Origin of the sequence: Kitasatospora sp. NPDC005748 (genome assembly GCF_040630735.1) — a bacterium.
Taxonomy (GTDB): Bacteria; Actinomycetota; Actinomycetes; order Streptomycetales; family Streptomycetaceae; genus Kitasatospora.
In genome coordinates, this window is record NZ_JBEXYD010000018.1 from 62,224 (window position 1) to 88,531 (window position 26,308).

The following is a 26,308-nucleotide window of genomic DNA, read 5'->3' on the forward strand; positions in this document are numbered from 1 at the left end:
CTCGGAGCAGTGCTGTGGTGCCCCCCTGTGGCAGGACCGCCCGGCACGGGGGCGACCCCGTGCCGGGCGGGGCGCGGTCAGTGACCGCGGTTGGCGCCGACGGTCTCCGTGAGCGCGCGCAGCGACTCCTTGAGCGAGCCCATGGTGGCGAGGACGGCGGTCGGCTCGTAGCCGCAGTGCGCCATGCAGTTGGCGCAGCGCGCGTCCTTGCCGCGGCCGTACTTCGACCAGTCGGTCTTCTCGATCAGTTCGCGGTAGGTGGGCACGTACCCGTCGGCCATCAGGTAGCAGGGGCGTTGCCAGCCGAAGAGCGAGTAGTTGGGGATGCCCCAGGCGGTGCACTCGAAGTCGACCTTGCCCTCCAGGAAGTCCAGGAAGAGCGGGCTGTGGTTGAGCCGCCAGCGGCGCCGGTTGCCGCCGGAGAAGGTCTTGCGGAAGAGCTCCCTGGTCTGCTCCACGCCGAGGAAGTGCTCCTGGTCGGGCGCCTTCTCGTAGGCGAACGCCGGGGAGATCATCATCTCGTCGACCTTGAGGTCGTCGTTGAGGTAGTCCAGCACGTCGATGATGGTCTGCGGGGTGTCGGTGTTGAAGAAGGTGCTGTTGGTGGTGACCCGGAAGCCGCGCCGCTTGGCCTCCTTGATCGCCTCCACCGCCTCGTCGAAGGTCCCCTCCTTGGCCACCGAGGCGTCGTGCCGCTCGCGCAGGCCGTCGATGTGCACGGTGAAGGTGAAGTACGGCGAGGGGGTGAACTTGTCCAGCTTCTTGCGCAGCAGCAGCGCGTTGGTGCAGAGGAAGACGTACTTGCGGCGCGCCACCAGCTGGCGGACGATCTCGTCGATCTGCGGGTGCATCAGCGGCTCGCCGCCGGCGATCGAGACCATCGGGGCGCCCGACTCCAGCACCGCGCCGACCGCCTGGGCGACCGGCATCCGCTGCTTCAGCACACCCGCCGGGTGCTGGATCTTGCCGCACCCCTCACAGGCGAGGTTGCAGGCGAAGAGCGGCTCCAGCTCGACGATCAGTGGGAACTTGTCCCGCCGCTTGAGCTTCTGCTGCATGAGGTAGGTGCCGACCCGCACGGTTTGGCGCAACGGCATGGCCATGGCTAGCTCGCCTCCTGAGGGAGCGTCGAGGGTGTGGGGTGGTTGAGGCTTGCGGACCGCGGGCCTGCCTGCCGCGGCCGGTTCTGCTCGTGCCAGTCGACGAGCGCGGGCACGGTGGCCCGCAGCGTCCGCCAGGCGCGGACGCCGGCCGGCAGGGTGCCCGGGCGCAGCAGCTCGCGCTCGGGGGTGTCGACCACCACCCGCAGGACGGCGGCGGGCAGGGCCGGGCGGATCTCCTGGAGGGCGGCGAGGACCGCCGCGGCCTCCATGTCGACGGCGAGTGCGCCCTGCAGGTGCAGGGCGCGCCGCTCCAGACCGCGCACCACGTGGTCGGCGGTGTGGTGCACGCCGGTGTGGGCCGTCAGCCCACGCGTCTTCAGCGCCCGGCTGAGCCCGGGCCCGGAGTCGACCGCGAAGAGGTTCCCCTCGGCATCGCGCACGCCGTCCGCAACGATCACGTCACCGGGTGTTATTCCCGGCGCGACGGCCGCGCCGAATCCGGCCACCACGACGGCGCCGTAGCCGCCGGGGGCCGAGGTGAGCAGCCGTCTGACCGTGTGGGCGGCCCGGCGGCGACCGACACCGGTGCGGACCAGTACCGGCGGCCCGCCGGCGGCGCCGCGCCAGTCCCCTCCGCGCAGGGCCCAGACCTCGGGGCCGAGTGCGCAGAGCACCAGCAGCGGAGCGGGCTTCACCGGGCCGCCCCGATCACCGGGCTGCCGCCGGCCGGGGCGCCCTTGGCGCCGGGGACGCTGTCCCGGCCGGTGGCGGGAGTGCCGTGCAGGTACCGGCCGAGCGCGGTGACCGGGAAGACCAGCCGGTAGAGGTGGTAGTTGATGGAGAAGTCCCACGGGAAGCCCGTCCCGGTGAACTGCGGCTCGTCCCAGGTGCCCTCGGGCAGCTGGGTGCGGGCCAGCCAGTCGACCCCGCGCACGACCGCCGGGTTGGCCCGGCCGTCCGGGCCCTCGCCGGCCGCGAGCAGCGCCATCAGCGCCCACGCGGTCTGCGAGGCGGTGGAGTCGCCGCGCCCGGCCCAGCGGGCCGGGTCCTCGTAGGAGCGCATGTCCTCGCCCCAGCCGCCGTCGGTGTTCTGCCGGTCCTCCAGCCAGCGGACGGCGCGGCGGATCGCCGGGTGCTCGTCCGGGACGCCGGCCGCGACCAGGGCGGGCAGCACCGAGCCGGTGCCGTAGATGTAGTTGGTGCCCCAGCGGCCGAACCAGGAGCCGTCGGCCTCCTGGTTGCGCAGCAGCCACTCCACGCCCCGGCGGGTACGGGGGTCCTTGCCCTTGCCGACCTCGGCGAGCATCTCCACCACGTGGGCGGTGACGTCGGCGGACGGCGGGTCGACCACCTCGCCGAAGTCGCAGAACGGCAGCTTGTTGGGCAGGGTGCTGGTGTTGTCGACGTCGAAGGCGCCCCAGGCGCCGTTCTTGGACTGCATGCCGAGGTTCCAGCCGACCCCGCGGTCGACCGCGCCGGTCACCTTGGCGGGATCGGGGTGGGCCACCCGGCGCAGGGCGAGCACCACCTCGGCGGTGTCGTCGATGTCGGGGTAGGTGTCGTTCTCGAATTCGAACGCCCAGCCGCCGGGGGCGAGCGAGGGCCGCTGGACGGACCAGTCGCCGCGCCGGGTGATCTCCTCGGCGAGCATCCAGTCGACGGCCGAGACCAGCGCGGGGTGATCGGCCGGCAGCCCGGCGTCGGCCAGCGCGATGGTGGCCAGGCAGGTGTCCCAGACCGGGGACTGGCAGGCCTCCAGCCAGCGCCGGCCGTCCTCGGTGTGCACGGTGAAGCGGTCGAAGGAGGAGAGCCCGGCCTGCATCACCGGATGGTCGAGTTCGTAGCCCTCCAGGTGCAGGGCGATCAGCGAGTAGACGGCGGGCGGCTGGATGCCACCCCAGCAGCCGTCCGCCTCCTGCCGTTCGACGATCCAGCGGCAGGCCTGCGAGAGGGCGAGCCGGCGCAGTGGGCGCAGCGCCCGGCGGTGGTAGGCGTGCAGCACCTTGTCCAGGCGTTCGAAGACGCCGTCCCAGGTGGTGGCGGGGGCGAGCGGGCGCTCGGGGAAGGGGTGCTCCGGGTCGGTGTGCAACTCGGTCAGCGGGAACGGCGCGGGGCGCACCGGGCGGTGCGCCGAGACGATGGTGAGCGGCACGATGGTCTGCCGGGCCCAGCATCCGAAGGCGTAGATGTTCAGCGGGAGCCACTTGGGCAGGAAGATGATCTCCGGTGGCATCTCGGGCAGCCGCGCCCAGGGCCACCAGCCGAAGAGGGCCAGCCAGATCCGGGTGAAGACCCGGGCGGCCGCGATGCCGCCGGCGGACCGGACGTAGCGGGCGGCGGCGAGCATGTGCGGGGCGTCGGGATCGTCACCGGCGAGCTTGAGGGCGACGTAGGCCTCGACCGTGGTGGAGAGCTCCGCCGGTCCGCCGTGGAAGGTGGACCAGGTGCCGTCCTCCCGTTGCTGGGAGCGGATCCACTCGGCGGTGGCCTTGGTCTGCTCCTCCGTCCGGATCCCGAGGAACTGCCGGAGCAGTAAGTCCTCGGCGTCCATGGTGACGTTGGTCTCCAGGTCGCCCTTCCACCAGCCCTCGGAGCTCTGCAGCGAGAGCAGGTGGGTGGTGGCGCGCGCCAGTGCCTCCTCGGCCGAGAGCGGACCGTCCTGCTCCTGGTCGGGCCGGTCGGCCGACCGCCCGGCGCTCAGCAGCGCCGGGGGGCGGTCGCCCACCGCGACCGGCTCGGAATCGTACTCAGGGTCGAGCCGGCCGTCCGCGGTTGCTGTCAACGTAACGTCACCTCTCTCGTACCACCACGAATTCGGCGAGTGCGACGAAGTGCTCGCGCACCACATCGGGCATGGGCACCTCGTCCAGAGCGGCGAGGGCAGTCGTGTGCTGGCGGCGGGCCTCCTCCTGGGTCCAGGCGCGGCCGCCGGCCTCCTCGATCAGCGCGGCGCGGGCGGCGAGCTCGGGCTCGCTCTCCTCGCCGCGCCCCGAGGGGTCGGCCAGCTGTTCGGCGAGCCGGCGCGAGGCCGAGCCGCCCTCGGCGAGGGCCGCGGCCACCGGCAGGGACTTCTTGCGCTGGCGGAGGTCCCCCCAGTGCGGCTTTCCGGTGACCTCGGTGGCGCCCCAGATGCCGAGCAGGTCGTCCACCGCCTGGAAGGCCAGTCCGAGGTGGTGGCCGTAGCGCTGGAGGGCGTCCGAGACCCGGTCGTCGGCGCCGGCCAGGACGGCGCCGATCGCGGAGGCGGCGGCGAGCAGGGCGGCGGTCTTGCCACCCTCCATCTCCAGGCACTCGGCGACGGTGACGCTGTCCCGCTGTTCGAAGGCGACGTCCATGGCCTGGCCGTCGATGAGCCGACGGGTGGCGGTGGTGAGGAGCCGGACGGCGCGCGCGGCGTCGGTGGGGCTCGTGCCACCGGCGGTGGCCGCGTCGAGCAGCACCTCGGTACCGAGCGTCGCCAGGGCGTCGCCCACCAGGATCGCCTGGGCCGGTCCGAAGACCGTCCAGGCGGTGGCCCGGTGCCGTCTGGTCTCGTCACCGTCCATCAGATCATCATGGAGCAGGGAGAAGTTGTGCACCAGTTCAACGGCCACCCCACCGGGCACACCGGCCTCCGCCGGGGCGCCGACGGCCTGGGCCGAGAGCAGCGCCAGGGCGGGGCGCACGGCCTTGCCGCCGTCCCCCGCGGCCGGCGTGCCGTCCCGGTCGATCCAGCCGAAGTGGTAGGCCCCGACGGTGTCCATCGGTGCGGCCAAACGGGCGACGGCGGCCCGCAACGGCGGGGTGCAGAGCGTGCGGCTGCGGGCGAGCAGCTCCGGCACCGAGACCGGTTCGGCGTGCGCCGTGCCTCCGACGGCAGTGCCGGTGCGTGACTCCACGTGCGTTCCCTCTCCCTGGTGGTGCCGGGCCGCGCGGGACGGCCGGGCGCTTGCGATGTCGATGAGACCGGTGCGGCCGGCGGTGGGGCGGCCGGATCTCGCGGGGTCGCCGGGACCGGCGGCGGGGCCCTGGGTCACCGGGGCCACCTCCCGTCGCCGCGGTCCACCGGGAGCCGGGTACCGGCGCCGGCGAGCGCCGCGTCGGCCGCGGCGTGGCCGCTGCGGACGGCGCCCTCCATGGTCGCGGGCCACCCGGTGGCCGTCCACGCGCCGGCCAGCAGCAGGCCGGGGACGTGCGTGCGGGCCGTCGGGCGGACGGCGGCCGTGCCCGGGGCCGGGTCGAAGGTGGCGGTGCGCTCGCGGGTGACGAAGAAGTCCAGCACCTCGGCCCCGCCGGCGGCGGGGAGCAGCCGGGCCAGCTCGGGCAGGTAGCGGCGGCGCAGCTCGGCCACCGGCAGGTCGATCTCGTCCTGGACGGCGGACTGGGAGAGCGCCAGGTACTGGGCCCCTGGGTGGGCCCGGCCCAGCTCGGTGGCGGCCAGCCCGGAGTGCGCGGTGCGGTCGAAGACCCACTGCACCGGCGAGCCGAGCGCGGCGAAGAACGGGCGCCGCAGCACCTTGCGGTCGTAGACCACGTGCACGTTGAGGATCGGCGCGGTGCCGAAGCCGGCCAGCCGCTGCTGGGCGTCGACGGCGTCGGGCGGCAGCAGGGCGGCGGCGGTGTCCTGGGCGCCGGCCAGCACCACCGTGTCGGCCATGAGCAGCTCGCCGCTCTCCAGCCGGACGGCGTGCTGCGGGGCGGACGGCTTGAGCTCGGTCGCCCGGGCTCGCAGCAGTACCTTCACGCCGGCGCGCTCCAGCTCGGCGAGCGCCCGGTCGTGGTGGATCACGCCGAGCGGGACGGCTGCCATGCCGATGTCGGAGGCGCCCGGATCGGAGAGCAGGCCGGTCTTGAAGACCATCGCGGCCAGCGCCAGCGACACCTGGTCGGCCCGGGCGTTCAGGGTGGCCACGCCGACCAGGTCCCAGAGCGCGGCGATGGTGCGCTCGTTCTGCCCGTTGCGGCGCAGCCAGTCACCGAACGAGACCGCGTCCAGCGCCGGATCGGCGAGGTCGAGGCCCTGGAGCGCGATCGCGCCGCGGACCACCCGGGCCCGGTCGGCGGGCGCCAGGTGCGGGTAGGTGGCCAGGCTGGCGGCCAGGTGCAGCGGGACGGGCAGGCCCGCCCGGCGGAGCCGGCCGAGCGTGCGCACCGGCGCGGCCGCGGGCCCGGACACGCCGAGCACCGGGACGTCCAGCCGGTCCTGGAGGTGGACCAGCCGGCTCGCGCCGAGCCGGTCCAGCAGGCCCCGGTAGGCGGTGCAGCAGCGCAAGTAGACGTGCTGGCCGTTGTCGACGGTCAGCTCGCCGCGCTGGAACGAGAAGGCCAGGCCGCCCAGCCGGGGACGGCCCTCGACGAGGGTGACCCGGTGGTCGGCCTCGGCCAGCCGGAGCGCGGTTGTGATGCCCGCCAGGCCGCCGCCGACCACGACGGCGGCCGGGCGCGCGGCATCGGCTCGCCCGGTCATCGGCCCTCCCCCTCGCATCCGGCGCCCGACCCGGTCCGGTCCGGGGCGCTCGTGGTCAACACGGTCGTGCCCAACACGGTGGTCAACACGGCTCTACCCATAAGTGATTCCCCGCTGACACAGCGTGACAGAAGTGCGGCGAGAATCAAGAACGCCCCCCGGCGAGCCCGGAAAGCGCCACGTACGCCTTCTCCCAGCCCGGCAGCGAGACCCGGCCGCGCAGCACCGACTCCGGGTCGGCCGCGATCCGGCCGAGCAGCCGGTGGTAGATCCCGGCCATCGCCGCGGTGCAGGCGCGGCTGCGGCGGTCGAGCATCGGCAGCAGCCGCAGGCCCTCCTCGAAGGCGGCCTGGGCCCGGGCGGCCTCGAAGGCGACCAGACCGGTGAAGTCGGCGCCGGCCGGCGGCCTGGGCAGCGCGAAGCCCCGCTCGCAGCCGAACCGGACGAGGTCCTCGGCGGGCAGGTAGGTGCGGCCGTTGAGGGCGTCCTCGCGCAGGTCGCGCAGGATGTTGGTGAGCTGGAGCGCCAGGCCCAGCGTGTCGGCGTACCGGGCCCCGCGCTCGGGGTCGTCGCAGCCGTACACGCCGAGCGAGATCCGGCCGATCGCGCCGGCGACGCAGCGGCAGTAGACCTTGAGCTCCTCGTACGTCTGATACTCGGCGCCCTTGAGGTCCATCTCGACGCCGTCGATCAGCTCGTCGAAGCCGCCGAGCGGGATCGGGAAGCGCCGGGCGGTGTCCGCCAGGGCGACCTTGATCGGGTCGGTGTCGTCCTCCGACACCGACCCCGCGCGGATCTCGTCCAGCAGCTCCCGCGTGCGCAGCAGTGCCTCGGCCTTGCGGTCCGCGGGGAGCTCGCCGTCGCCGATGTCGTCGACCCGCCGCGCCAGGGCGTACAGGGCCGACATGGCCAGCCGCTTCGGCTCCGGCAGCAGGCGGATGCCGTAGCTGAAGTTGCGGGCCTGCAGTCCGGTGACTGCCTCGCAGTACCGGTACGCCGCCATGACCTGCGCCGACGCCAGTGGTGATGCCGCCACTCGGGCGTTCACCTTCCCTTCGCGAAGATGGCCGCCGCCTTCGCTGCGAGGCGGCGCTTGTCGGGCTTCGTCTGCTGGGCGAGCACGTCGTACCCGGCGCCCTCGATGGCGGCCAGGGCCGCGTACCCGCCGGCGGTGAATCCCGCCAGGAGCAGTCGAAGCCTCCCCCGAACCGTACCTACCAACGGCGCACCGCGGTCCAGCAGGGTGCGGGCCCGTCCGACCTCGAAGGCGACCAGCTCACGCACCGCGTCGCCGGCGGACGGGGCGGCGAGATCGGCCTCGGTGACGCCGAAGCGGGCCAGGTCCTCGGCCGGGAGGTAGATCCGGCCGCTGGCGAGGTCCTCGGCGACGTCCTGGAGGTGCTCGACCACCTGGAGGCCGCTGCAGACGGCGTCGGAGAGCTCGATCCGCTCGGGCGTGGAGACGCCCGCGATGGCCAGCACCAGCCGGCCCACCGGGTCGGCGGAGAGCGTGCAGTAGCCGACCAGGTCCCGGTAGGTGGCGTAGCGGGCGGTGGTCTGGTCCACCCGGTTGGCCTCGATCAGACGGCGGAACGGCTCCGGGGTCAGCGCGTGCCGGTCCACCAGCGGGACGAGCGCGCGCATCAGCGGGTGGCGGGGCGCCTCGGCGGCCGCGGGGCGCAGGGCGGTCTCGAAGACCCGGTCGAGGTCCCGCTCCAGCCCGTCGAGCAGTGCGAGCCGGAAGGCGACCTCCTCCGGACCCGGCGGGGCGGGCTGGGCCGAAGGGGTGATGGCGGGGGGCCGCCCGGGCACCCCGAGCAGCCGGGCGGCGCCGGCCGGGTCGGCGAGGTCGCCGTCGCCGGCGTCGTCCACCAGGCGGGCGAAGCCGTAGACGGCCATCAGGTCGTCGCGCCAGGCGGCGGGCAGGAAGAACGGGGCGACCGGGAAGTTCTCCGCGCTCGCCTTGTCCAGGGTCACTCCCGCTGGACCGTCCGCCGTCCCGTCGCCGGGCCGGGACTCACTACTGGGCTGGGCCGAAGCCGACACTGCTGTCACTCCCCCGTTCTACACCGCTCGGTACGACCGGCCCGAGTCGGACACGCGTCCGATATCGGGGGTCACCTGCGACACACCACCCCCGCGCCTTACAGCCTGACACCACCGCCCGCGCCGGAAAAGGGCGCCCCACCCGGCGCGCGGGGCGCTCACCCGGGCAGCGGCGGGCCACCCGGGGGACGGCGGGCCACCCGGGGTCGGGCGCGCCACCCGGGGTCGGGCGGGCCGGGGAACGACGGAGGGCCGGCGGCCGGGCTGCCCCGGTCACCGGCCCTCCGTGCGGGGCCCTCGCGGTCCTACGGCCGGTCGCCGCGCTCGTAGCGGCTCACGACCTCCTCGGTCGGGCCGTCCATCACCAGCTCGCCGGCCTCGATCCAGATGGTCCGCTCGCAGACCTCGCGGATCGAGCTGTTGTCGTGGCTGACCAGGAAGACCGTACCGGCCGAGCCGCGCAGCTCGTCGATCCGCTTCTTGCTGCGCTGCTGGAACGCCTGGTCGCCGGTGGCCAGCGCCTCGTCGATCAGCAGCACGTCGTGGGTCTTCGCCGCGGCGATGGAGAACCGCAGGCGGGCGCCCATGCCGGAGGAGTAGGTGCGCATCGGCAGGGAGATGAAGTCGCCCTTGTCGTTGATGCCCGAGAACTCGACGATGTCCTGGTAGCGCTCCCGCACCTGGGCCGGGGTCATCCCCATCGCCAGGCAGCCGAGGACGACGTTGCGCTCGCCGGTGAGCTCGTTCATCAGCGCCGCGTTGACGCCCAGCAGCGAGGGCTGGCCGTTGGTGTAGATGCCGCCCTTCTCGGTCGGCAGCAGGCCCGCGATGGCGGCCAGCATGGTCGACTTGCCGGAGCCGTTGGAACCGATCAGGCCGATCGCCTCGCCCTTGTACGCGGTGAAGCTGATCCCGCGCACCGCGTGCACCTCGCGCACGCCCGCGGAGCGCTTGCGGCTGATGATCCGGCTGATCGCGGAGGTGGCGCTGCCCTTGCCGGAGCCGGCGCCGTGCACCCGGTAGACGATGTGCACGTCGTCGACGACGACGGTGGGCTCGCGCGCGACGTCGCTGTCCTGCACGGTCAGGCCCTTTCGCAGGTCGGTGTCAGCCACGGCCGTACTCCTCCTCGGCCTTCCAGAAGAAGACGTATCCGATCACGAACATCCCGACCGCCCAGGCGATGCCGTACGCCCACTGGTGCGGCGGGAGCACCTGGTGCTGGGGGACGTGCTTGTTGTAGATGACCGGCGCGAAGGCGTGCCGGACCAGGTCCATGTAGACCGAGGCCGGGTTGAGCTGCATCACCTTCTGCCAGAACTCCGGCCAGCCGTTGATCTTGTCCTGGATGCTGAACATCACGCCGGAGAGGAACATCCAGGCGCGCATCGCGAACGGGATCAGCTGGGAGATGTCACTGGTCTTGGAACCGATCCGCGCCATCACCAGGGCCACCCCGGTGTTGAACATCGACTGCAGGACGAGCGCCGGGGCCACCGCGAGCCAGGTCCGGCCGGGCTCGATGCCGCTGGCCAGCACCACGCCGACCAGCACCACCATCGAGATCATCAGCTGCTGGAGCTGGATCACCGTGAAGGCGATCGGCAGCGAGGCACGCGGGAAGTGCAGGGCCCGGATCAGGCCGAGGTTGTCGGAGATGGCCCGGGTGCCGGACTGCACCGCGTTCTGCGTGAACTGGAAGACGAAGACACCGATGCAGAGCCACGCGGTGTACGTGCCGTCCGGGAACCCGTCCTTGCTGCGCAGGATCACACCGAAGACCAGGTAGAACACCGCGCAGTTCAGCAGCGGAGTCACGACCTGCCAGAGCTGGCCGAGCTTGGCGTCGGTGTACTGGGCCACCAGGCGGGCGGTGGCGAAGGCCCAGATGAAGTGCCGGCGGGCCCACAGCTGCTTGGTGTAGGCGACGAGGCCGGGTCGTCTGCCGCTGACCGCGAGACCGTACTTGTCCGCAAGCTGCTTGGGGGTCAGGCCCGCGTCCGCCCCCCTCGGGGCTGAGAGGCTGACGGGTTCACTCACTGTCGACACATTCGTCCTTCGCGCGGGATCGTCGGGGAGGCCGGTCGACGGGGGTCCGCCGGCCTTTCGCCGAGGGGGATCCACTCGGATCACGGGGGAGTCCGGCCGGTGCGTGGTCACCGGCCGCTGCGATCGGACGACCGTACGACGACTGAACCGTACGGTTCAAATCATCGCGGGGCCGCCCGACCGTACGATCAGATGACCGGCGGTCGGCCCAGCCTGGTCAGTCGCCAAACGGTACGCCATCGCATGGGCCGCCGCGTACCGCAGGGTTCGCGCCAGCCCGCCCGGAACCCGCCCCACCAGGCCTTCAGCGCCTCCGGGGAGGGGCGGCGGGCCAGGGTCAGCAGGAACCAGGTTCCCAGATAGAGAGGCACGAACAGGGCCGGAAGGTTCCGTCTCGCGAGCCACACCCTGTTGCGGGCCACGTTGTGGAAGTACGTGGCGTGCCGGGCGGGCGAGGTGGTCGGGTGGTGGAGCACCACGTCCGCCCGGTAGTCGATGGCCCAGCCGGCGTCCAGCGCGCGCCAGGCGAGGTCGGTCTCCTCGTGCGCGTAGAAGAACTCGGCGGGCAGCTGGCCGGCCTGTTCGAACACCGTGCAGCGCACGGCGCTCGCGCCGCCCAGGAAGGTGGTCACCCGGGAGGAGCGCAGCGGGTCGCTGGCGCGCAGCCGGGGGACGTGCCGGCGCTGGGTGACGCCGGTGTCGGGGTCGGCGATCCGGAAGCTGACGATCCCCAGCTCCGGGTCGGCGCTGAAGGCCTCGCGCAGCAGCCGGGCCGAGTCGGTGCCCGGGAGCCGGCCGTCGTCGTCCAGGAAGAGGACGGCGTCGACCTCCCGGCCGTCCTTGCCGAACAGCTCGATGCCGACGTTGCGGCCGCCCGGGATGCCGAGGTTCTCCGGCAGCTCCACGCTGCGCACGCCCGGCGGCAGCGGCGGCAGCGGGGCGCCGTTGGCGACCACGGCCAGCTCGACGGTCGGGCCCTCCTGGGCGCGGACCGACTCGATCAGCGCGTTCAGCTCGGCCGGGCGGTTGCCCATGGTGATGATGACCGCGCCGAGCCGGAAGGTGTCGGCGGCGGCCGGGAGGTGCTCCGTCACGGCGCTCACCGGAGCCTGCTGGAGAGGACGATGCTCAGCAGGTGCAGCACGGTCTGCAGCATCGCGATCGCGGCCAGCACGACCACCGCGAGCCGGGTGAAGAGCAGCCCGCCGTGCACGGCGTCCGCGACGCCCGCGGCGAGGATGAGCAGCGAGGCCTCGACCGCGCCCACCAGCCGGTGGAACTTGAGGAAGGAGGCCGCCCGGCGGGCCCTGGCCACGCCGGAGGAACGCGGCACCGAGGCGCTGTCCTCGACCGCCGTGAGGCCGCTGCGGGCCCGGGCCACGTCCACCAGGTCCGTCTCGGACTTGATCAGGATGGCGCCGAGCGCGGCGAGCGTGCCGAGGAAGGCCCATTCCCAGTGCGAGGCGGTGCCGCTCCGGTGGAAGAGGTCGCAGCCGCGCAGGCCGAGACCGGTCAGGAGGGCCGCCTCGGACATGTAGTGGCCGACCCGGTCCAGGTAGACGCCGGTGAGCGAGGTCTGCCGGCGCCAGCGGGCGACCTCGCCGTCCACGCAGTCCAGCAGCAGGTAGACCTGGATGAGCAGGGCGCCGAGGACCGCGCCGGTGAGGCCCGGGACGATCAGCGCGGCACCGGCCAGGATGCCGGTGAGCATCATCAGGTAGGTCAGACCGTTGGGCGTGATCGCCGTCACGGTGGAGAGCACGCGGGTGATCCGCAGCGAGATCCGCCGCATGTAGAGGCGGCCCGCCCAGTGCTCCGCGCTGCGGCGCTGGAGCATGCCCTCCGGGTGGATCACCGCGCGCAGCTCCTCGACGGAGGGGCGGCGGGTCAGATCCACCGGGGCCGGGGGCGAGCCCTTCGTGGCGGGGTCAGCTGTTGACGGCTTGGACATAGTCGGCGTACGCGTCCCTGATCGCTGAGGGGGAGAGGTCGAGGTGCTCAAGAATGGTGAAGCGGCCCGGGCGGGTGTTCGGAGCGTAGTGCACCGCCTCGGTGAACTCCGCCTCGGTGAAGCCGATCTGAGCTGCGGTCACCGGCAGGCCGTGGCGCGACAGGCGCTCCACGATCAGACCGGTCAGCTCGCGCTCGCCCCGCAGGAAGCTGGCGAAGGCGGCCCCGAGGCCGACCTGTTCGCCGTGCTGGGCGGATCGCTTGGGATACAGCACGTCCAGGGCATGCGAGATCTCGTGGCAGGCCCCCGACGAGGGCCGGGTGCTGCCGGCGATGTTCATCGCGATGCCGGACAGTACCAGGGCTTCCGCGAGCGCTGTCAGGAGGTCCTGATCCTGAAGGTTTCCTGGGTGCCGCAGCAGGTTCTCGCCCGCCGAACGGGCCATCGCCACGGCCAGTCCGTCCACCGGCTCGCCGGTCTCGGCCTGGGACAGCTCCCAGTCCGCGCAGGCGGAGATGTTGGAGACGACGTCGCCGATGCCGGCCGCCACGAAGCGCGGCGGAGCCTGCCGGATCACGTCGAGGTCGACCACGATGCCGATCGGGCCGGGCACGCCGTAGGACCCCCGGCCGGCGTCGTTGTCGAGGGTGGAGACGGGAGAGCAGATGCCGTCGTGCGCGAGGTTGGTGGCCACCGCGACCACCGGCAGGCCGACCCGCGCGGCGGCGTACTTGGCGGCATCGATGATCTTGCCGCCGCCGAGGCCGACGATCGCGTCGTAGTGGCCGCCGCGCATCGCGTCCGCCAGGCGCACCGCGCTGTCGAGGCTGCCGTCGTCGACGTTGTACCAGTCGGCGCCCGGCAGGGCCGGCTCCAGCCGCTCGCGCAGCACCGCCCCGGAGCCGTTGCTGATCGCCACCGCGATCCGGCCCGAGGTGGAGAGCCGCTGGTCGGCGAGGATCCCCCCGAGGGCGTCGAGCGCCCCCGAGCGGATCTCCACGAAGACCGGCGACGGCACCAGCCGCGTCAGTACTGGCACGCGATCTCCCGCGCCTTGGCCAGGTCGTCGTGGTTGTCGACCTCGACCCAGGAGACCTCGCCGATCGGCTGCACGTCGATCCGCAGACCGCGGTCGACCATCTCCTGGTAGCCGTCCTCGTAGTACAGCTGCGGGTCGCGCTCGTAGGTGGCGCGCAGCGCGTCGGTGAGGTCGGCGGCGGCCGACGGGTTGATCACGGTGAGGCCGATGTACTCGCCGGTCGCCTCGGCCGGCTCCATCAGCTTGGTGATGCGCCGCATGCCGGTGGCCGGGTCGACGACGACCTTCATCTCCTCGTCGGCGAGCTTCTTCACCGTGTCGAGGGCGAGCAGGATGCCGGGGGCGCGGCCCTCCTCGGTGAGGCGCCGGTTGCCCTCCAGCATGGTCCGCTGGACGGAGGCCGGGTGCACGGTGTCCCCGTTGGCCAGCAGCAGGCCCTCGCCGAAGAGCTCGCGCGCGCACCAGAGGGAGTAGGCGTTGTTCCACTCCTCGGCCTTGTCGTTCTCGACCAGGGTGAGCTTCACGCCGTACTTCTGCTCCAGGGCCGCCTTGCGGTCCTGGACCGCCTCCTTGCGGTAGCCGACGACGATCGCCGCCTCGCGCAGGCCGACCTCGGCGAAGTTGCCGAGGGTGAGGTCCAGGACGGTCCGCTCCCCGTCGACCGGCACCAGCGCCTTCGGCAGGGTGTCGGTGTACGGGCGCAGCCGGCGGCCGGCGCCGGCTGCCAGAACGAGGCCGATCATGCGGGGTCTCCTGATCCGTCGTGCTGTGCTGATCCGTCGGGCCGAACGCCGCAGCCGCCCGGCGGGCTGTGCGCTGCCGCAAGCCGCCGGACCGTGCGCCGCCGCAGGCCGTCGGGGTGGCGCGCCGATGCCGGCGAGGATGCGGGCACCGTGTCATCAGTGATGGTAGGCGACCGTGGCGACCAGCCCGAACGCGGCCGGTGGCCCGGGCGGACGCCGGGTCCGGCGGCGGTGAAGGAGGGGTGCCGTCGAGGTGTCCGTTCACCGTCCGCACGCCGTCGGAATCGAACGGGCGCCGAACGCGTTCCGAACGCCTCTGCTAATCCGTCGCCCATTCCGATACCGGGAATGGTGCGGGAACGGTCATGATCCGCCCTGTTGTGTGTGGGACGCCTGCGGACCGCCACCCGTACGGCAGACTGGGGCACGACGCCACCGGTGCTCCCATTGCCCCCGAAAGAGGCCTCATGCCCCAGAGTCCGCCGACCAGCCCGACGCACTTCACCTCGGAGATCGACACCGGTCTCGACGTGGAGACCGACGTGACGGCCGACCCCCGAGCCGCGGCCGGAGCGCCCGCCGGCACCGAGATCCTGCTGGAGCTCGTCGACGACGAGGGCGTCACGATCGGCACCGCCGAGAAGCACTGGGCCCACCAGCAGCCGGGCCGACTGCACCGGGCGTTCTCGGTGTTCCTCTTCGACCGCCAGGGACGGCTCCTGCTCCAGCGCCGGGCCCTCGGCAAGTACCACTCCCCCGGCGTCTGGTCGAACACCTGCTGCGGCCACCCGTACCCCGACGAGCCGCCGTTCGTCGCCGCGGCCCGGCGCACCGCCGAGGAGCTGGGCGTCGCCCCCGCGCTCCTCTGCGAGGCCGGCACCGTCCGGTACGACCTGCCGGACGAGGCCTCCGGCCTGATCGAGCGGGAGTGGAACCACCTGTTCGTCGGCCTGGTCACCGCCGACGTCGTGCCCGACCCGGACGAGGTGGACGACTTCGCCTTCGTGTCCGCGCAGGAGCTGCGCGAGCTCCAGGAGGAGCGGCCGTTCTCGGTGTGGTTCCGGACCGTCTTCGAGGCCGCGCTGCCCGGCATCCGCGAGATCGCCGGCCGGGACTGGTAGGACCACCCGCTACCGCGCGTCCTCCCGGGGGATGGGCAGCGAGGCCCAGACCACTTTGCCGCCCTCCCCCGTCCGCTCCACGTCGCAGACCCCGCCCGCCTGCAGGGTGACGCTCTTCACCAGCAGCAGCCCCCGCCCGCCGGTCCGCCCGGCGTCGCTCTCCAGGGCCTTCGGCCGGTACGGGTCGCCGTCCTCGACCGACACCCGGACCCAGCCCGCTCCGACCACGAGTTCGGTGGTCACCTCCGGCGACAGCTCGGCGGCGTGCGTCACGGCGTTGCCCACCAGCTCCGAGACGATCAGCAGCAGGTCGTCCACCAGCTCCTGGTAGCGCACCCCCGCCATCCCCTGGGCCAGCAGCCGGTCCCGCACCGCGTGCCTGGTCCGCGGCACCGAGGCCTCCACCGCCGGCACCGGGAACCGCCACACCCCTTCCGCCGGCCCGCTCCCGGCGCGTCCGGATGCCGGGCATCCGGACGCCACACGTCTGGGCTCGGCCTCCGCCGCCCCGCTGATCTGCTCCACGTCCAGCCGCCCTTCGTCCGCGACCCCGGGAATCAGGCGTTCCGCTCATGGCGCCCTCGGTCCACAGAGGCTAGGAGAGCCGGCCCCGGCACGGCCGCACCGTCGACAACTTGCCCGTGTCGGACCACTCCCGCCCGTTCCCGACCGCCCGCCGGTCACAGTCCGACCGCTTCCCGCCCCTGAACCACCGCTTCGCTCAGTCCTGCGACCCATCCCCGCCACCCCGGTGGTCCCCACCCGGGGAAACGCAGGTGAGAAGCACTCCAGAACCCTGGTAATGTTCTCTCTGTCGCCGAGGGGGCGAGCAGAAAGTCCCCGAAGCACACACCCTGTCCGGGTGGCGGAATGGCAGACGCGCTAGCTTGAGGTGCTAGTGCCCTTTATCGGGCGTGGGGGTTCAAGTCCCCCCTCGGACACCAGAACAATTCCCCGCAGGAACTCGAAAGAGTTCCTGCGGGGAATTTCTTTTTGCCCGGACGGGTCGGCGGGAGCCTGCGCCGGCGGCTCTGCGGGAATGGGGCGGCACGGGCGGGTGCACAGGGACACAGGGGGCACTGCGGATCAAGGCTGCCCGGGGTCCGTACGTGTCCGATCTTCGGACACGAGATGGCAACAATCGGATGATCTGAGCTTCATCTGAGGTTTTCGTCCTATTTCGCACCATAGTCTGCTGTGCGTTTGTCCGGAACCCCAGGAGACAGAGGACCGATACGTTGAGCGCGCCTGAGTCGACGACGGCTTCCCATCAGCACTACCGCCGTTCGCTCGGCACCATCAGCCTCACCGCCGTGGGCCTCGGCTCGATCATCGGCTCCGGCTGGCTCTTCGGTGCCGAGCGGGCCGCCCGGCTCGCCGGACCGGCCTCGATCGTCGCCTGGGTGATCGGCGCCGCGGTCGCGCTCACCATCGCGCTGACCTACAGCGAGCTCGGGTCGATGTTCCCCAAGGCCGGCGGGATGGTGCGGTACGGGCAGTACTCGCACGGCTCGCTCGCCGGGTACCTGGCGGCCTGGGCCAACTGGATCGCCATCGTCTCGGTGATCCCCGGCGAGGCCACCGCCTCGGTGCAGTACATGAGCTCCTGGCACTTCGGGTGGGCGAAGGGCCTGTTCGACGGCGAGGAGCTCTCGGTCAGCGGGGTCGCCGTGGCGAGCGTGCTGCTGGTCGGCTACTTCGCGCTGAACTGGTTCGCGATCACGCTGTTCGCCAAGACCAACACCGCGATCACCGTGTTCAAGGTGGTCGTGCCGACGCTGACCGCGGGCGCCCTGCTGCTGGCGCACTTCGACACCGCCCACTTCACGGACCACGGCGGCTTCGCGCCGAACGGCTGGAGCGCGGTGTTCACGGCGGTCGCCGTCTCCGGCATCGTCTGGGCCTTCAACGGGTTCCAGTCCCCGCTGAACCTGGCCGGCGAGGCCCGCGACCCCGGTAAGTCGCTGCCCAAGGCCGTGATCGGCTCGATCCTGATCGCCCTGGTGATCTACGTCGCGCTGCAGGTGGCCTTCCTCGGCGCCGTCCCGACGGCGGACCTCAGCAACGGCTGGAGCGGGCTCGGCTACACCTCGCCGCTGGCCGACCTGTCGATCGCCTGGGGCCTCAACTGGCTCGCGCTGCTGCTGTACGCGGACGCCTTCGTCTCCCCCAGCGGCACCGGCATGATCTACGCCGCCACCACCTCGCGCATGATCCACGGCGTGCAGGAGAACGGCCACCTGCCCAGGATCTTCGGCCGGGTCGACCCCAGGACCGGCATCCCGCGCCCGGCCCTGCTGCTCAACCTGCTGATCGCCTTCCTCTTTCTGGCGGTCTTCCGCGGCTGGGGCTCGCTCGCCGAGATCGTCTCGGTCGCCACCGTGATCTCGTACGTCACCGGCCCGGTCGCGGTGATGGCGCTGCGCCGCCTCGCCCCCGAGCTGCCGCGACCGGTCCGGCTGCGCGCGATGCCGGTGATCGCCCCGGTGGCGATGGTCTTCGGCTCGCTGGTGCTCTACTGGGCCCGCTGGCCGCTGACCGGCAAGGTCATCCTGCTGATGGCCGCCGGCCTGCCGATCTGGGCCTGGTACGAGCTGCGCAAGCCGTGGGCCGAGCTCAAGCCGCACCTCAAGGCCGGCGCCTGGATGATCGCCTACCTGTTCGTGATGGCCGCCGTCTCCTGGGCCGGCAGCGCCGACTTCGGCGGCCGGGGCTACCTCCCCGAGGGCTGGGACCTGCTGATCGTCGCCCTGATCGGTCTCGCCTTCTACCGCTGGGGGGTGGCCAGCGCCTGGGCCAACCCCTCGCTGGCCGCCGTCAAGCGGGAACTGGCCGAGACGGCCGCCGCCGATGCCGCCGGCCCCGAGGCCACCCTGCCCCGCCAGACCGGCGAGGCCTCCCGGGTCTGACCGACCCGCCGCACCACGCCGAAGGGGCGTGCCGACCCGCCGGCACGCCCCTTCGGCGTGGTGCGGACGCGTGCGCCGGGGTGGTCAGCCGCGGCGGGCGCGGCGGATGGCGGCGGTGAGGACCGGGGGGAGGAGGTCGCCCGCGACGCGTTTGGCGACGTTGGCGGGGCGGCGGCGTTCGGCGGCGCGGGCGCGGCGGACGGCGAGGTCGACGTCGGCCTCCTGCTGGGCGCGCAGGGCCTCCGCCTCCGCCCGTTCCGCCTCCCGGCGGGCGGCCTCGGCGGCCAGCCGGTCGTGGTGGCGCGAGGGGCGGAACGGGGCGATGCCGTGGGAGCTGCCGCCGACCCGGACCACCCGCTGGCCGTTCAGGTGCTCGACGGCGAGCTGGACGCCCTCGGCCAGCCCGGTCCGGTCCAGCAGGGCGCGCCGGGCGGGCTCCGGATCGCCCCAGGTGCCGTAGAACTTGCTCTCGCTCAGCACGATCGGGGTGAGGCCCCCGTTGAACACCGCCTCCCAGGTGGCGGCGGCGACGCCCGGGGTGTGCGCGGAGCGGTAGTCGTCCAGGACCACCACGCCCTCCGGCTGGAGCGCTGCCCGGGCCACCCGGAGGTCGTCCACCACGTGCTCGTAGAGGTGCGAGGCGTCGATGTGGACGAAGCGGAACGCGCCGGCCGGGAGGCGGCCGTCGGCCAGTGCCGAGGTGGGCGCCTGGATGATCTCGGGCAGTGCGTCGTGGAAGGACAGGTAGTTGGACTCGAACGCCTTCCGGGTGAGCGACTTCCGGTAGGACATGGACATCTCGGCGGCGTTCTCGTCGTCCGGGGCGTCCGAGTCGAAGAGGTCGCAGACCGTGAAGGTCTCGGTGGGCTGCCGGTGGTCGCCGATCACGATCGCGCTGCGCCCCAGGTAGGCGCCCATCTCCAGCAGGTCCCCGGTGACGCCCGCCTTCTCCTGGCGGTCGAGGAACCACTCGAAGAGGTGGCGGTCGTGGTCCCAGAACCAGCCGGGGACGTCGTCGAGCCGGCCCGGCTCGGTGGGCCGGTACTGCTCGGCGCTCAGCGCGGCGTCGGTCACGAAGTTGCTCCTCACACGGTGCGGACGACCACTGGGAACGACCTCCGGCGCGGACCCGCCCGCCGCACGGGTGCGCGGGCCGGTGACGGACGTCACCGCCCGGCCTTCCGGAGCAGCCTGCGGACCGGCGTGGGCGGACGCCGTTCGAACCCGCTGCCCACGGTAGTGACGCACACCGGAGTGCGCCGCAATCTACCGTCCGCTGTCCGGAGTTGAGGAGATGTCGCACGGACGTTTTCGTCCGGTGCGCGTTTGTGAGCACTCGGCGGGACGGCGGCCCGGGAGGACCGGTTCGTCCATACTGCCGCTCGCGTGCCCGTTTTGTCACCATCCCCGGGGCGGTAGGGGCCGGAGGGCTAGGAGGCCGGGCAGCACAGGGGGCCGGCTCTTGCGCCGGGCTGCCCGGGCGGCCTTGACTGGCCCTTTGGCCAGCGACCCCCAGCGACCCCCGAGCGACCTCCGGCGGCCCCCAGCGGCGGCCCCGCGCGGCTCCTCGGGCGGACGATCCGATGAGAGGACCACCCGGTGCAGCAGGACGCGGAGCAGGGCACCCAGTACGGCGACCAGTACATCGACGGCGAATGGCGGCCCTCGCTGGACGCCGGGTCGATCACGGTACTGAACCCGGCGACCGAACAGGTGCTCGCCACCGTCCCCGCCGGCGGCACGGCCGACGTCGCCGCTGCCGTGGCCGCCGCCCGCCGGGCGGCCCGGAGTTGGGCCGCCACCTCCCGCGAGGAGCGGCTGGCGCTGCTCACCCGGCTGCGGGACGGCCTGGCCGGGTGCCAGGAGGAGATAGCCGACACGGTGGTCGCCGAGCTGGGCGCGCCGGTCGGCTTCGCGACCGCCGTGCACGCCGGCCTGCCGCTGGCCGTGGCCGGTTCCTACCTCGCGCTGCTCGCCGAGTACCCCTTCGAGGAGCGGATCGGGAACTCGGTGGTGCTCGCCGAGCCGGCCGGGGTGGTCGCGGCGATCACGCCGTGGAACTACCCGCTGCACCAGATCGTGGCCAAGGTCGTACCGGCCCTGGCGGCCGGCTGCCCGGTGGTGCTCAAGCCCGCCGAGGACGCCCCGCTGGTCGCCCGGCTGTTCGCGCGGCTGGTCCACGAAGCGGGGTTCCCCGCCGGGGTGTTCAACCTGGTCACCGGCACCGGCGCGGTGGCGGGCGCGGCCCTGGTCGGGCACCCGGAGGTGGACGTGGTCTCGTTCACCGGCTCCACCGCCGTGGGCCGGACCGTCGCCGAGACCGCCGGTCGGGGCATCAAGCGGGTCGCGCTGGAGCTGGGCGGGAAGTCGGCCAACGTGGTGCTGCCCGGCGCCGACCTGGCCCGGGCGGTCAACGTCAACGTCGCCAACGTGTTCGCCAACTCCGGTCAGACGTGCAGCGCCTGGACCAGGCTGCTGGTGCACCAGGACCAGTACGAGGAGGCGGTCGGACTCGCCGCGAAGGCCGCCGCCAAGTACCTCCCGGGCGATCCGGCCGATCCGCGGACCCGGATCGGCCCGGTGGTCAGCGCCCGGCAGCGGGAGCGGGTGCGCGGCTACATCACCGGCGCGCTCGCCGAGGGCGCCCGGCTGGTCGTCGGCGGGGCGGACGCCCCGGCCGGTCTGGACACCGGCTTCTACGTCCGGCCGACCGTCCTCGCCGACGTCACCAATGACATGACGGTCGCCCAGGAGGAGGTCTTCGGCCCGGTGCTGGCCGTCCTCGCCTACCGCGACGAGGACCACGCCGCCGAACTCGCCAACGGCACCCAGTACGGCCTGGCCGGCGGCGTCTGGGCGGCGGACACCGACACCGCCGCCGCCTTCGCCCGCCGCCTCGACACCGGCCAGGTCGACCTCAACGGCGGCCGCTTCAACCCGCTCGCCCCGTTCGGCGGCTACAAGAACTCGGGCCTCGGCCGCGAGCTGGGCCGCCCCGGCCTGGAGGAGTTCCTGCAGCTCAAGTCGCTGCAGTACTGAGCACGCCGGCACACGGCCCGGTCCCCGCGGGGGCCGGGCCGCGCGGGCCTCAGACCAGGTCGACGCCCGGGTAGAGGGGGAAGCCCGCCAGCAGGTCGGCGGCGCGCTTGGCGACGCCCTCGCGGACCGCGTCGTCCAGGGTGTACTGGGCCTTGGACGGCGCGCCGGCGGAGGTCGCGACGGGAGTGGTGGCGCGCAGGACGGTGTCGATCAGGGCGGCGATCTCGTCCATCTCGGCGGTGCCCAGGCCCCGGGTGGTCAGCGCGGGGGTGCCGAGCCGGACGCCGGAGGTGTACCAGGCGCCGTTGCGGTCCTGCGGGACGGAGTTGCGGTTGGTGACGATGCCGGAGTCCAGCAGCGCCGCCTCGGCCTGCCGGCCGGTCAGGCCGTAGCCGGAGACGTCGGCGAGCACCAGGTGGTTGTCCGTGCCGCCGGTGACCAGCGTGCCGCCCCGGCGCAGCAGGCCCTCGGCGAGGGCCCGCGCGTTGTCGACGACGCCGCGGGCGTACGTGCGGAACTCGGGGCGGAGGGCCTCGGCGAAGGCGACCGCCTTGGCGGCCATCACGTGCGAGAGCGGGCCGCCGAGGACCAGCGGGCAGCCGCGGTCGACGTGCTCGGCCAGCTCGGCGGTGCAGAGCACCATGCCGCCGCGCGGACCGCGCAGCGACTTGTGGGTGGTGGTGGTGACGATGTGGGCGTGCGGGACGGGATCGTGGTCGCCGGTGAGCACCTTGCCCGCGACCAGGCCGGCGAAGTGCGCCATGTCGACCATCAGGGTCGCGCCGACCTCGTCGGCGATCTCGCGCATGACGCGGAAGTTCACCAGTCGCGGGTAGGCGGAGTAGCCGGCCACCAGGATCAGCGGGCGGAACTCGCGGGCGGTGGCCCGCAGCGCGTCGTAGTCGATCAGGCCGGTGACCGGGTCGGTGCCGTAGCTGCGCTGCTCGAACATCTTGCCGGAGATGTTCGGCCGGAAGCCGTGCGTGAGGTGGCCGCCGGTGTCCAGGGACATGCCGAGCATCCGCTGGTTGCCCAGCTCGTGGCGCAGCTCGGCCCAGTCCTGCTCGGTGAGGTCGTTGACGTTGCGGACCTCGGCGCGCTCCAGGGCGGGGCTCTCGACGCGCTGGGATAGGACGGCCCAGAAGGCGGTCAGGTTGGCGTCGATGCCGGAGTGCGGCTGGACGTAGGCGTGGTCCGCGCCGAAGAGCGCGCGGGCGTGCTCGGCGGCGATCGTCTCGACCGTGTCGACGTTGCGGCAGCCGGCGTAGAAGCGGCGGCCGGCGGTGCCCTCGGCGTACTTGTCGCTGAGCCAGTTGCCCATGGCGAGCAGGACGGCCGGGGAGGCGTAGTTCTCGCTGGCGATCAGCTTGAGCGAGGCGCGCTGGTCGTCGATCTCCCGGCCGATGGCGGCGACGATCGTCGGCTCCACCTCGCGGACGACGTCGAGGGCACTGCGGAAGGCGGTGTTGGCGGTGGCACTCGCGGCGGTGTGCGGTGCGGCGGTGTGCGGTGCGGCGGCGTCGGGCGCGGCAGGGCTGACGGGGGTGGCCAAGGCGGTCTCCTCGTGACGGGTGGACGAGTACGGACGGCCCAGGCGCTCGGCAACTTGGCGTGCGGGTGCACGGAGCCGCTTCCCGATGGTCGGTTCCATCCGTGCGCGCCAGTCGCGGCTCACCGGGATCGTACCAATGCCCCGGCCGCTGTGGCGGAGATCTCAGAATGCGGGACGGGCCGCCTCCTTTGCCCCGGTATGACCGTTCTTCTGCAACGGCAGTATTGCGGCGGAATGAAGCCGTCACAATTCCCGAAACATTGCACCCGAACTCCGCCGGGAATGATTTGCGGAAATCCGGCGGCGTCCGATCTGATGGCGTTCGGCAGGCCGCCGGGAAACCCCCGCAGGCCGGCCGTCACATGCACACCAGCGCACCCTCACCCACGGGGCGGCGGAGAATTCGGGGAGTACGCCTCTCATGGCAGTGGTCGAGACAGTCGCAGAGCCGTCCGCCGGGACGGCGCCCGCCGCCGCGCGGGCCCCGCAGGGCCTGCTGCGCCGGATCCGCCGCGACCGGGTCGCGGCCACCGCGCTCGCGGTCGTCGTGGTCTTCCTGCTGCTCGCGCTCGCCGCCCCGCTGATCGCCGCCCTCTACGGCAGGAACCCGGTCGAGCACTACGGCCAGAACACTCCCGGCCTGCTCAGCGACGGCGGACTGCCGATGGCGCCGAACGGCGGCATCTCGGCCGACTTCTGGTTCGGCCTGGAGCCCGGGCTCGGCCGCGACGTCCTCACCCAGCTGCTCTACGGCATCCGCACCTCGCTGCTGATCGCCTTCGCCTCGGCCGCCGTCACCACCACGCTCGGGGTGCTGGCCGGCGTCGCGGTGGGCTACCTCGGCGGGATCACGGACCGGCTCTTCGGTTTCCTCTCCAACGTGCTGCTGGCCTTTCCGACCCTGCTCCTGCTGCTCGCGCTCAGCCCCGTCATCCAGTCCCGGCTGGTCGACCCGGACACCGCCGAACCCGAGTGGATGCAGTTCCTGGTGCTGATCCTGGTCTTCTCCGCGTTCGGCTGGATTCCGCTCGCGCTTTCCCTCCGGGCCGCCGTCCGGTCACTTCGGGAAAGGGATTTCGTGCAGTCCGCCCGGGCGCTCGGGGCGAGCGGATTCCATATCGTGTTCCGCGAACTCCTGCCGAATGTCCGGGCGCAGCTCCTGGTGCACGCCACGATGGCGGTGCCGACGTTCGTCGCCTCCGAGGCGGTGCTGTCCTTCCTCGGCGTGGGCATCAACGAGCCCGTCCCGGACTGGGGCCGGATGATCGCGCGGGGCTCCGAGGTCTTCCAGGCCGACCCCACCTACATGTTCTTCCCCGGCGTGGCACTGCTGCTCTTCGTGCTCGCCTTCAACCTGCTCGGCGACGCCGTCCGGGACGCGCTCGACCCGCGCGCCGCGCGCTGAGCGCCGCGTTCCCCTCCTCCCTCCCTCCTCCCTCCCTCCCATTTCACCCGACCGCCCCGTCTCCGGGGCAAGGAGAGTTCCGCCATGCGCTGGATCAAACCGTCCCTCGCCGTCGTCGCCACCGCGGTGCTGGCGACCTCCTGCTCGGCCGGCGCGGGCTCCACCCCGGGTACCGGCGCCGGGGCCACCGCCCGGGAGTCCTCACCGCTGACCGCCGCGCTCGGCACCGAGAAGGAGAGCGCCGGCCCGGCCCCCGCCGTCCCCGGCGCCCGCCCTGGCGGCACCGTGAACGTCTACAACACCACCGACTTCCGCCACCTCGACCCGCAGAAGGTCTACGCCGGCGCCGCGTACAACACCTCGCTGCTCTGGGGCCGCCAGCTGACCCAGTACCAGGTGGTGGACGGCAAGGCCAGGCTGGTCGGCGACCTCGCCACCGACACCGGGACCCCGGCCGACGGCGGCCGCACCTGGACGTACCGGCTGAAGGAGGGCGTGGCCTGGGAGGACGGGCAGCCGATCACCTCCCAGCAGGTCAAGTACGGCATCGAGCGCTCCTTCGGCAAGGGCTACGAGGTCGGCCCGCCGTACTGGCCGCAGTGGCTCACCGGCGAGGCCAGCTACGACGACGCGCGCAAGAAGTACGCCGGCCCGCAGGACGGCGACCTCGCCGCGATCGAGACCCCGGACGACCGCACCCTCGTCCTGCACTTCCCGCAGCCGCAGGCCGACGTGCCGTACATGGCCGCGCAGTCCTCCTCCTCGCCGGTGCGCAGGGACAAGGACACCGGCACGGACTACGACCGGCTGCCGTTCGCCAGCGGCCCGTACCGGATCGCCGAGCACGTCCAGAACACCCGGCTGGTGCTGGAGCGCAATCCGCACTGGAAGGCGGAGACCGACCCGATCCGCTCGCAGTACCCGGAGAGGTTCGTCTTCACCTTCGGCAAGGAGGCGCTCAACATCAACCAGGAGATCCTCTCCGGCCGGGACGGCGGCGCCGACGCCACCACGGTGGCGACCCAGCTCTCCCCCGAGCTCTACCAGAACGTGGACACCGACCCGAAGGCCAAGGAGCTGGTGGTCTCCGGCCGCCAGGGCGCCTTCGTCACCCAGCTCGTGATCAACAACGAGCGGGTGCCGGACGTCGAGGTCCGCAAGGCCCTGCACCTGGCCTACCCGCGCCAGCAGGCGCGCCAGGTCCAGGGCGGCTCCCGGGTCGGCGAGCTGGCCACCACGCTCAGCTCCCCCGCCCTGGTCGACTGGCAGAAGTACGACCTGTACCCGGCCAAGCCGGAGGGCGACCCGGAGGCCGCCAAGCAGGCGCTCGCCCGGGCCAAGCAGCCGCCGGCCGCGCTGACCTACGCCTACGCCTCCACGCCGAACGGGCAGCGGGTCGCCCAGGTGCTGGTGGAGGGCTTCGCCAAGGCCGGCATCACCATCGTGCCGAAGCCGGTCGACCCCAAGGCGCTGCTGGACGAGGCGCACCGCGCCGACTCCCCGTACGACCTGTTCGAGGAGACCAGCTCGGTCGACTGGCCGACCCCCTCCACGCTGGTCCCGTTCTCCTTCGACGGCCGGGCCAACGGCGACCTCAACTCCGCCCGCTACCGCAACGCCGAGGTGGACAGGGAGATCGACCGGATCAACCAGATCGGCGAGCCGCGCGCCAAGGCCAAGGAGCTGTACGCGCTGGAGCAGACGGTGATGAAGGACGTACCGGTGCTGCCCTTCGCCTACCCGGCCGTGAACCAGCTGCGCGGCAGCAACGTCGGCGGGGCGTTCGTCCACCCGATCTACGGCTCGGTCGGGCTGGCCTGGCTCTACCTCAAGTCCTGACCCGCCCGGCCCCGGGGCCGTCCCGGGGGCCCGGCCCGTGCCACGGGCCGGGCCGCCCGGCCCAGA

21 protein-coding genes, 1 tRNA gene and 1 riboswitch are annotated in these 26,308 nt (G+C 72.9%); of the genes, 6 read left to right on the forward strand and 16 right to left on the reverse strand.

Going from position 1 to position 26,308, the window contains the following annotated elements:
- Positions 1 to 77: 77 nt before the first annotated feature.
- The 13 genes from hpnH to ABZ495_RS16425 all read right to left on the reverse strand — a co-directional run bounded on the left by hpnH (position 78) and on the right by ABZ495_RS16425 (position 14,377).
- A complete protein-coding gene (hpnH, locus tag ABZ495_RS16365; RefSeq protein WP_329490725.1) occupies positions 78 to 1,103 on the reverse strand; it encodes an adenosyl-hopene transferase HpnH in 1,026 nt (341 codons plus the stop codon).
- A 2-nt stretch (positions 1,104 to 1,105) separates the two neighbouring features.
- Positions 1,106 to 1,798 (reverse strand): 1-hydroxy-2-methyl-2-butenyl 4-diphosphate reductase, encoded by a 693-nt coding sequence (locus ABZ495_RS16370; RefSeq protein ID WP_359806916.1) that lies wholly within the window; start codon positions 1,796 to 1,798, stop codon positions 1,106 to 1,108.
- The gene (shc, locus tag ABZ495_RS16375) at positions 1,795 to 3,807 is read right to left on the reverse strand and encodes a squalene--hopene cyclase (RefSeq protein ID WP_329492350.1); all 2,013 of its coding nucleotides are present in this window, start codon (positions 3,805 to 3,807) and stop codon (positions 1,795 to 1,797) included. The genes ABZ495_RS16370 and shc overlap by 4 nt, the downstream gene beginning before the upstream one ends.
- Positions 3,808 to 3,892: 85 nt before the next feature.
- Entirely contained in the window at positions 3,893 to 4,924 is a 1,032-nt protein-coding gene (locus ABZ495_RS16380) for a polyprenyl synthetase family protein (RefSeq protein ID WP_329492349.1), read from the reverse strand.
- A gap of 191 nt (positions 4,925 to 5,115) precedes the next feature.
- Positions 5,116 to 6,549: a hydroxysqualene dehydroxylase HpnE gene (gene hpnE / locus ABZ495_RS16385; protein ID WP_329490723.1), complete on the reverse strand. Its 1,434-nt coding sequence runs from the start codon at positions 6,547 to 6,549 to the stop codon at positions 5,116 to 5,118.
- Positions 6,550 to 6,694: 145 nt separating this feature from the next.
- Complete coding sequence (gene hpnD / locus ABZ495_RS16390; RefSeq protein ID WP_329492348.1) at positions 6,695 to 7,552, reverse strand: presqualene diphosphate synthase HpnD; 858 nt, start codon at positions 7,550 to 7,552, stop codon at positions 6,695 to 6,697.
- Between the two features lie 41 nt (positions 7,553 to 7,593).
- Positions 7,594 to 8,526 (reverse strand): squalene synthase HpnC, encoded by a 933-nt coding sequence (gene hpnC, locus ABZ495_RS16395; protein WP_359806920.1) that lies wholly within the window; start codon positions 8,524 to 8,526, stop codon positions 7,594 to 7,596.
- A 374-nt stretch (positions 8,527 to 8,900) separates the two neighbouring features.
- On the reverse strand, positions 8,901 to 9,710 hold the full coding sequence (locus ABZ495_RS16400; protein WP_329490721.1) for an ABC transporter ATP-binding protein: 810 nt from the start codon (positions 9,708 to 9,710) through the stop codon (positions 8,901 to 8,903).
- Positions 9,703 to 10,644 carry an ABC transporter permease gene (locus ABZ495_RS16405; protein ID WP_359806924.1) on the reverse strand — a complete coding sequence of 314 codons (942 nt, stop codon included), beginning with the start codon at positions 10,642 to 10,644 and terminating at the stop codon, positions 9,703 to 9,705. The genes ABZ495_RS16400 and ABZ495_RS16405 overlap by 8 nt, the downstream gene beginning before the upstream one ends.
- A 188-nt stretch (positions 10,645 to 10,832) precedes the next feature.
- Complete coding sequence (locus ABZ495_RS16410; RefSeq protein WP_329492347.1) at positions 10,833 to 11,678, reverse strand: glycosyltransferase; 846 nt, start codon at positions 11,676 to 11,678, stop codon at positions 10,833 to 10,835.
- 65 nt (positions 11,679 to 11,743) lie between these two features.
- Positions 11,744 to 12,481, reverse strand: a complete 738-nt coding sequence (locus ABZ495_RS16415; protein WP_329492346.1) for a CDP-alcohol phosphatidyltransferase family protein — start codon at positions 12,479 to 12,481, stop codon at positions 11,744 to 11,746.
- Between the two features lie 91 nt (positions 12,482 to 12,572).
- Positions 12,573 to 13,634, reverse strand: a complete 1,062-nt coding sequence (locus ABZ495_RS16420) for an iron-containing alcohol dehydrogenase family protein (protein WP_329490719.1) — start codon at positions 13,632 to 13,634, stop codon at positions 12,573 to 12,575.
- Positions 13,622 to 14,377 carry a phosphocholine cytidylyltransferase family protein gene (locus ABZ495_RS16425; protein WP_329490718.1) on the reverse strand — a complete coding sequence of 252 codons (756 nt, stop codon included), beginning with the start codon at positions 14,375 to 14,377 and terminating at the stop codon, positions 13,622 to 13,624. The genes ABZ495_RS16420 and ABZ495_RS16425 overlap by 13 nt, the downstream gene beginning before the upstream one ends.
- A 467-nt stretch (positions 14,378 to 14,844) precedes the next feature.
- Here ABZ495_RS16425 and idi point away from each other — a divergent pair, with 467 nt between their 5' ends.
- Positions 14,845 to 15,498 carry an isopentenyl-diphosphate Delta-isomerase gene (idi, locus tag ABZ495_RS16430; RefSeq protein ID WP_359806928.1) on the forward strand — a complete coding sequence of 218 codons (654 nt, stop codon included), beginning with the start codon at positions 14,845 to 14,847 and terminating at the stop codon, positions 15,496 to 15,498.
- A 9-nt stretch (positions 15,499 to 15,507) separates the two neighbouring features.
- On the opposite strand, the gene ABZ495_RS16435 is transcribed toward idi, so the two are convergent.
- Positions 15,508 to 15,981, reverse strand: coding sequence for an ATP-binding protein (locus ABZ495_RS16435; RefSeq protein ID WP_329492345.1), 474 nt, complete (start codon positions 15,979 to 15,981; stop codon positions 15,508 to 15,510).
- Positions 15,982 to 16,354: 373 nt separating this feature from the next.
- Between ABZ495_RS16435 and ABZ495_RS16440 the strand changes: the two genes are divergently transcribed.
- Both ABZ495_RS16440 and ABZ495_RS16445 read left to right on the forward strand, forming a co-directional pair.
- Positions 16,355 to 16,442: transfer RNA gene (locus ABZ495_RS16440), tRNA-Leu, on the forward strand.
- 294 nt (positions 16,443 to 16,736) lie between these two features.
- Positions 16,737 to 18,407: an APC family permease gene (locus ABZ495_RS16445; RefSeq protein ID WP_359836453.1), complete on the forward strand. Its 1,671-nt coding sequence runs from the start codon at positions 16,737 to 16,739 to the stop codon at positions 18,405 to 18,407.
- Between the two features lie 84 nt (positions 18,408 to 18,491).
- Here ABZ495_RS16445 and ABZ495_RS16450 read toward each other — a convergent pair whose 3' ends face one another.
- On the reverse strand, positions 18,492 to 19,481 hold the full coding sequence (locus ABZ495_RS16450) for a class I SAM-dependent methyltransferase (RefSeq protein ID WP_329490715.1): 990 nt from the start codon (positions 19,479 to 19,481) through the stop codon (positions 18,492 to 18,494).
- A 525-nt stretch (positions 19,482 to 20,006) separates the two neighbouring features.
- On the opposite strand from ABZ495_RS16450, the gene ABZ495_RS16455 reads away from it, so the two are divergent.
- Complete coding sequence (locus tag ABZ495_RS16455) at positions 20,007 to 21,446, forward strand: aldehyde dehydrogenase family protein (protein ID WP_352292460.1); 1,440 nt, start codon at positions 20,007 to 20,009, stop codon at positions 21,444 to 21,446.
- 49 nt (positions 21,447 to 21,495) lie between these two features.
- Here ABZ495_RS16455 and ABZ495_RS16460 read toward each other — a convergent pair whose 3' ends face one another.
- Complete coding sequence (locus ABZ495_RS16460; RefSeq protein WP_359836477.1) at positions 21,496 to 22,875, reverse strand: glycine hydroxymethyltransferase; 1,380 nt, start codon at positions 22,873 to 22,875, stop codon at positions 21,496 to 21,498.
- Positions 22,876 to 23,027: 152 nt separating this feature from the next.
- Positions 23,028 to 23,124: riboswitch (ZMP/ZTP riboswitch) on the reverse strand.
- 295 nt (positions 23,125 to 23,419) lie between these two features.
- Between ABZ495_RS16460 and ABZ495_RS16465 the strand changes: the two genes are divergently transcribed.
- Together ABZ495_RS16465 and ABZ495_RS16470 are read left to right on the forward strand one after the other, a co-directional pair.
- Positions 23,420 to 24,403, forward strand: a complete 984-nt coding sequence (locus ABZ495_RS16465) for an ABC transporter permease (protein WP_352292464.1) — start codon at positions 23,420 to 23,422, stop codon at positions 24,401 to 24,403.
- Positions 24,404 to 24,487: 84 nt separating this feature from the next.
- Positions 24,488 to 26,242: an ABC transporter substrate-binding protein gene (locus tag ABZ495_RS16470; RefSeq protein ID WP_359806943.1), complete on the forward strand. Its 1,755-nt coding sequence runs from the start codon at positions 24,488 to 24,490 to the stop codon at positions 26,240 to 26,242.
- The last annotated feature ends 66 nt before the right edge of the window (positions 26,243 to 26,308 follow it).

What these genes read in the sequence shown, in the direction of transcription:
- hpnH (WP_329490725.1), bottom strand. Translation starts at nt 1,103, where the DNA reads ATGGCCATGCCGTTGCGCCAAACCGTGCGGGTCGGCACCTACCTCATG.
- hpnE (WP_329490723.1), bottom strand. Translation starts at nt 6,549, where the DNA reads ATGACCGGGCGAGCCGATGCCGCGCGCCCGGCCGCCGTCGTGGTCGGC.
- hpnD (WP_329492348.1), bottom strand. Translation starts at nt 7,552, where the DNA reads ATGGCGGCGTACCGGTACTGCGAGGCAGTCACCGGACTGCAGGCCCGC.
- ABZ495_RS16410 (WP_329492347.1), bottom strand. Translation starts at nt 11,678, where the DNA reads ATGGGCAACCGCCCGGCCGAGCTGAACGCGCTGATCGAGTCGGTCCGC.
- ABZ495_RS16415 (WP_329492346.1), bottom strand. Translation starts at nt 12,481, where the DNA reads ATGCTCCAGCGCCGCAGCGCGGAGCACTGGGCGGGCCGCCTCTACATG.
- ABZ495_RS16425 (WP_329490718.1), bottom strand. Translation starts at nt 14,377, where the DNA reads ATGATCGGCCTCGTTCTGGCAGCCGGCGCCGGCCGCCGGCTGCGCCCG.
- idi (WP_359806928.1), top strand. Translation starts at nt 14,845, where the DNA reads ATGCCCCAGAGTCCGCCGACCAGCCCGACGCACTTCACCTCGGAGATC.
- ABZ495_RS16465 (WP_352292464.1), top strand. Translation starts at nt 23,420, where the DNA reads ATGGCAGTGGTCGAGACAGTCGCAGAGCCGTCCGCCGGGACGGCGCCC.
- ABZ495_RS16470 (WP_359806943.1), top strand. Translation starts at nt 24,488, where the DNA reads ATGCGCTGGATCAAACCGTCCCTCGCCGTCGTCGCCACCGCGGTGCTG.